The organism is Oscillochloris sp. ZM17-4, assembly GCF_019599295.1.
In the GTDB taxonomy this organism is placed as follows: Bacteria; Chloroflexota; Chloroflexia; order Chloroflexales; family Chloroflexaceae; genus Oscillochloris.
In genome coordinates this window covers 1-6,447 of record NZ_JAIEWN010000058.1, presented here as the reverse complement: position 1 = coordinate 6,447, position 6,447 = coordinate 1, and the positions used below count along the sequence as shown (strand labels likewise).

Annotated in this window: 1 protein-coding gene and 1 CRISPR repeat array; the gene reads left to right on the top strand. The window is 59.0% G+C overall.

What is annotated here, in order from left to right; genetic code table 11:
• The first annotated feature begins 336 nt into the window (after positions 1 to 336).
• Complete coding sequence (locus K2Z83_RS25050; RefSeq protein WP_220597909.1) at positions 337 to 1,227, top strand: tyrosine-type recombinase/integrase; 891 nt, start codon at positions 337 to 339, stop codon at positions 1,225 to 1,227.
• Positions 1,228 to 1,259: 32 nt separating this feature from the next.
• Positions 1,260 to 6,447: direct repeats of the CRISPR family, unit length 32 nt; unit sequence GTAGTAATCCCCTGGCGGGGATTTTGGTCTTT.

Here is a 6,447-nt window from a genome sequence, read left to right as displayed (position 1 = left end):
TGGCCGTCGAGGCGGGGGCGCTCACCCCGGCGCAGATGGCCGAGCGCGATGCGCTCCTCGCCCGCCTCGCGGGCGGCGGGTAGGGGCGGGGCGAAAACCGCAAGCGGTGCGGGCGTGATCGGCCTGGGGCGAATTGGAGATAATGCGCCTTATCTCTGATTATCTCCAATCGCCCCCTGATACCAGCGCCATCCGTCGCCCCTGCGCGTTCGGGCATTTGGCGGAATTATCTACAGTTATTCGGCGGCCCGTGCGGCGGCACTCGCACGGGCTTGCTGATTACACTGTACCGTGTTATACTAGAACATGCTCCCCGCACGTACCGAAGGCGAACCCATGCCCACCACGATCTCCAGCCTGCTCCACGACTTCACCCTCACGCTGCGCCACAAGGGGCGCACGGCGGCCACGATCAAAGCCTACGCCTGCGACCTCCGCGCCGCCGCCGCCGCCTTCCCCGGCGACATCAGCGAGATACCGCGCGCCGCCCTGGAGGCGTGGCTGGCCGAGGTGCCGACCGCGAGCACCCAGGCCCGCAAGCTGGCCAGCCTGCGCACCTTCTTCGCCTGGTGCCTGGCCCGCGAGCTGATCGCCCGCGACCCGACCCTGGGCCTGGAGGCGCGCAGCACCACCCGGCGCCTGCCCCGCCCGGTCAAGGGCGACGGCGACCGCGCGGCGCTCGACGCGGCCATTGGCAGCGCCACCATGCCCTACCGGCTGATCTTCACCCTGCTGCGCGAGGCGGGCATGCGCGTGGGCGAGGTGCTGGCGCTCAACGTCTCAGATGTGAGCCTGGCCCCCGGCCAAGAGGGGCTGCATGTGCGCGACCCGAAGAACCGCGTGGAGCGGGTGGTCATCCTGGGGCCGAACAGCACCGAGAAGAGCGTGCGGCTGCTCCGGCGGCACCTCAAGGCGCTTGGCCCGGACATGCCGCCGACGCACCCGCTGTTCTGCTCGAACCGCAAGACCCGCACGCGCTACACCACCGTCGTGTGGCACTGGAACAAGCTCTGCGCCGGCGCGGGCCTGATCGACCCCGAGGGCAAGCCGCGCTACACCATCCACCAGCTCCGCCACACGGCGGCCACCGAGCTGCTGGAGGAGGGCCACAAGATCGAGACGGTGCAGCGCCGCCTGGGCCACCGCGACATCAGGACGACGATGGGCTACGCCGAGGTGAGCGATGCGGCGATACGCGCCGAGCTGGAGGGCGGGCCGAGGCGATAGCCTATGGCGTGTCCTTTAGCGCAGTCATTCCAGTAGTAATCCCCTGGCGGGGATTGAGGTCTTTGGGATCCACAACGGACGCCGAGCAGATGGACACCGACAACGCCAAGTAGTAATCCCCTGGCGGGGATTTTGGTCTTTGGGATTCACCTCATCGGCCTGGGTGGCCCGCACCACCCGGCTGATCTGCGTAGTAATCCCCTGGCGGGGATTTTGGTCTTTAGGATGGCGTGTAGCGTGTCGTTTCAGGGCACCCTAGACGATGCCGTAGTAATCCCCTGGCGGGGATTTTGGTCTTTGGGATCAGTATTGGTATGGTGTTTGTAAGAAGTTGGGGCATTGACAGCATAACGTAGTAATCCCCTGGCGGGGATTTTGGTCTTTGGGATTGACCGACCCCGACTGGCGCGAGCGGTTCCGTCTCGCGTAGTAATCCCCTGGCGGGGATTTTGGTCTTTGGGATCCATTGTGACGGCGACGCGGCGGCCCGGCGATCCTGTGGTGTAGTAATCCCCTGGCGGGGATTTTGGTCTTTGGGATGGTGGTGTGCCACACCGCGCTCTATGCGAACATGCTTGCGGGTAGTAATCCCCTGGCGGGGATTTTGGTCTTTGGGATCTAAGTTGAACGCAGCGCCCACAGGTGCTGCTGCCATAGGTAGTAATCCCCTGGCGGGGATTTTGGTCTTTGGGATTTGACGCATGTGCAGTGCGTCGAGCTGTTCAACTTTCTGACGTAGTAATCCCCTGGCGGGGATTTTGGTCTTTGGGATTCGATCTGCCGGGCAACGACAGCGCCGAGTACATTCTTGGGTAGTAATCCCCTGGCGGGGATTTTGGTCTTTGGGATTATGCACGCTGGACTACCACAGCGCCTATGTCCTCGGGTAGTAATCCCCTGGCGGGGATTTTGGTCTTTGGGATAGACGAGATCGAGGCGATGGAGGATGAGGGCTACGATCGTAGTAATCCCCTGGCGGGGATTTTGGTCTTTGGGATCCCATCGCAGATGACGCCGCCAAGGCCGCCAAGGCCCCGAAGGTAGTAATCCCCTGGCGGGGATTTTGGTCTTTGGGATGGCAGACTACTCGCACCAGCGCAGTGTCCTGCTGGGTAGTAATCCCCTGGCGGGGATTTTGGTCTTTGGGATCCTTACCCGCCGAACGCCTGATCAGTTGGTTCATCGTGGGTAGTAATCCCCTGGCGGGGATTTTGGTCTTTGGGATGTAAGTCGTCTTTTGCGCAGCAGATAGGCTGTCATGTGGGTAGTAATCCCCTGGCGGGGATTTTGGTCTTTGGGATTCCGCCTCGGGGTCGGGCAGCGCCGCCTCGGCCGCCGTAGTAATCCCCTGGCGGGGATTTTGGTCTTTGGGATTTTAGCACTCACCGCACCGTAAATCATGGCGTAGACTCCTGTAGTAATCCCCTGGCGGGGATTTTGGTCTTTGGGATCAGATCGGCAAGGATCGCTGGGAGCCCGGCCTGGCGGGCAAGCTGTGTAGTAATCCCCTGGCGGGGATTTTGGTCTTTGGGATATCAGCCCATCGATCTGCGCCCGCTCGCGCAGCACTTCGAGTAGTAATCCCCTGGCGGGGATTTTGGTCTTTGGGATATTAGGGCGCGCGTCGAATATCAAGGTGGTCGCTGACGAGGGTAGTAATCCCCTGGCGGGGATTTTGGTCTTTGGGATCCTGCTGATGCGCGGCTATGGCGACAGTCGGCCCGACCATGGTAGTAATCCCCTGGCGGGGATTTTGGTCTTTGGGATATCCTCGATCGCGCCAGCGAGGTGGACCTTGGTGCGCCTGGTAGTAATCCCCTGGCGGGGATTTTGGTCTTTGGGATCCAGGTGTATGTGCGCAGTGGCGGCAAGAGCTAATCACTGTAGTAATCCCCTGGCGGGGATTTTGGTCTTTGGGATATCAGCGTCTACGGGGTCAAGGTCGAGATGGGGGAGCAGTAGTAATCCCCTGGCGGGGATTTTGGTCTTTGGGATGCAATAGGAGCACCTACGATGAAACCCCAACCCGACCCGAAGGGGTAGTAATCCCCTGGCGGGGATTTTGGTCTTTGGGATAGGGAGTGCCTGCTGGTCTACCTGGGTATCCTGTGCAAGCGGTCGGTAAGTAGTAATCCCCTGGCGGGGATTTTGGTCTTTGGGATCGTCTTCGAGGTCACGCAGCGCAGCGGCATGGGCGAGCTGGGTAGTAATCCCCTGGCGGGGATTTTGGTCTTTGGGATGTAAGCGCGATAGGAGTCTGGGTTACGACCGCGAGCGGCCGTAGTAATCCCCTGGCGGGGATTTTGGTCTTTGGGATATGGTGATGAGGCGCGAGCCCATTCGAGTCGAGGAGGCGAAGGTAGTAATCCCCTGGCGGGGATTTTGGTCTTTGGGATCGAGATATGCGGGAGTGTTGGCGGGCGTCGGCGGTGTGGGGTAGTAATCCCCTGGCGGGGATTTTGGTCTTTGGGATGGCGAGGGACGCCGCCCTTGCCGCTACGTCTTGGGAGGTAGTAATCCCCTGGCGGGGATTTTGGTCTTTGGGATCCTCAAGCGCCCGCCTTGCGTCCCCGCCCTGCTCCAGGGTAGTAATCCCCTGGCGGGGATTTTGGTCTTTGGGATAAGTAACCATAGCCTAGCACGCCTCAACGGCCCTCAGAAACGTAGTAATCCCCTGGCGGGGATTTTGGTCTTTGGGATTTCGCCTGCTCACAGAGCAGAACAAGGATGTCGTTCCTGGGTAGTAATCCTCTGGCGGGGATTTTGGTCTTTGGGATCAGGAAGAGGATACCCCCAATGCCGCACAAGCAACGTAGTAATCCCCTGGCGGGGATTTTGGTCTTTGGGATAAATTACCACCCATGCTCGGATTGACTCGGCTGCGGCATCCGTAGTAATCCCCTGGCGGGGATTTTGGTCTTTGGGATTGTCACCGCCGCTGGTGCCCCCGGCAAGATGGTCACCGAGTAGTAATCCCCTGGCGGGGATTTTGGTCTTTGGGATCAGGTAGAGGCTGACAGCGCTGGCGTACTGCATGTCAAGTAGTAATCCCCTGGCGGGGATTTTGGTCTTTGGGATGACGAGTGACGACAGCGACACGACAATGACCTACTACGGTAGTAATCCCCTGGCGGGGATTTTGGTCTTTGGGATACAGCGACGCAAGCGGCACGGTGCGCGCCGTGCTCCTGGGTAGTAATCCCCTGGCGGGGATTTTGGTCTTTGGGATGGCTGGCGTTCTTGAGCGGTCGCAACGCGGTATTCTTCGTAGTAATCCCCTGGCGGGGATTTTGGTCTTTGGGATGAGATCGCCGACGCCCAGGCCGAGGCGGATGAGCTCTTGTAGTAATCCCCTGGCGGGGATTTTGGTCTTTGGGATCCTTCAGCAAGCTGCTGGCCGAGAAGCTCGACGCCCTGGGTAGTAATCCCCTGGCGGGGATTTTGGTCTTTGGGATCCTTTTGCATAGGCGGTGACGATGGACACAACAGAGCTGACTGTAGTAATCCCCTGGCGGGGATTTTGGTCTTTGGGATTCGCTTGGAGTTGAGTGCAACGAACCTCGATACGTATGTGTAGTAATCCCCTGGCGGGGATTTTGGTCTTTGGGATGCTGCTCTGGCCCAACAAGGCCGCCGTCTCGGCGGATAACAGTAGTAATCCCCTGGCGGGGATTTTGGTCTTTGGGATACATTGACACTGCGGTTATTGTTGCGCATCAGATTACAGATGAGTAGTAATCCCCTGGCGGGGATTTTGGTCTTTGGGATCCTCGTGGCCGCCCTGCTTCTCCTGCCCGGTATGATGGTAGTAATCCCCTGGCGGGGATTTTGGTCTTTGGGATGGAACATACCACATGTTATCTGTCATGGCGTAACCTCAACGTAGTAATCCCCTGGCGGGGATTTTGGTCTTTGGGATCTGGTACGAGCGGGGCGCTCCCAGGGCTGGCGAGATCGACATGTAGTAATCCCCTGGCGGGGATTTTGGTCTTTGGGATCGAATATATGGAGCGGCAGGCCACGCTGAAGGAACTGACGTAGTAATCCCCTGGCGGGGATTTTGGTCTTTGGGATCTTGAGCATCAGCCGCGCCCGTTCGCGGTAGGCGGCGCGGGGTAGTAATCCCCTGGCGGGGATTTTGGTCTTTGGGATTGAACCTGCTGCTTATCGCGCTTGACCAGGGGAGGCGCAAATGAGTAGTAATCCCCTGGCGGGGATTTTGGTCTTTGGGATGGATGCACAGCGCCGGCTGGAGCAGGCCGAGCACCGGGTGGGTAGTAATCCCCTGGCGGGGATTTTGGTCTTTGGGATCTACTACACCCCGCCCTCGATTCGATCCACGTTCTAGGTAGTAATCCCCTGGCGGGGATTTTGGTCTTTGGGATAGAGAACATCAGGTACTCCGGCGACAACGACTTCATCATCGTAGTAATCCCCTGGCGGGGATTTTGGTCTTTGGGATTCAGGATGTCGAGCCGGGCTTTGCGCGTGACCTGTTCACGCGTAGTAATCCCCTGGCGGGGATTTTGGTCTTTGGGATCGCATCCATGCCGGCACTCGGCCTCATCCTCACCTCTGCCGTAGTAATCCCCTGGCGGGGATTTTGGTCTTTGGGATGGAACAAGGGGCGCATCTTCGCCAACGACATGTCTTTCGGGTAGTAATCCCCTGGCGGGGATTTTGGTCTTTGGGATCGTCGTGATTCTTTGGATGGTGCGATGTCCGAACTCTCGGTAGTAATCCCCTGGCGGGGATTTTGGTCTTTGGGATCCGAGATATGCGCCATCTTCGACCGGTACGAGGCGTGAGTAGTAATCCCCTGGCGGGGATTTTGGTCTTTGGGATCAAGTTCATCCTTTGGTTGTAACGCGGGTAGACTGTCAAGTAGTAATCCCCTGGCGGGGATTTTGGTCTTTGGGATATCTACGCGGTGCTGGAGACGCTGGACATATTCACGCCGTAGTAATCCCCTGGCGGGGATTTTGGTCTTTGGGATAATGAATATCGGCGCTTCCTTTAGTTTGCGCGCAGTTTCGGTAGTAATCCCCTGGCGGGGATTTTGGTCTTTGGGATGCCCAATGGGTGAAAGCCCTCACAGTTCAGGGGATCTCGTAGTAATCCCCTGGCGGGGATTTTGGTCTTTGGGATGTAGTTCATGCCGTCAGACAGGTTGCTGTCTGACATTTCCGTAGTAATCCCCTGGCGGGGATTTTGGTCTTT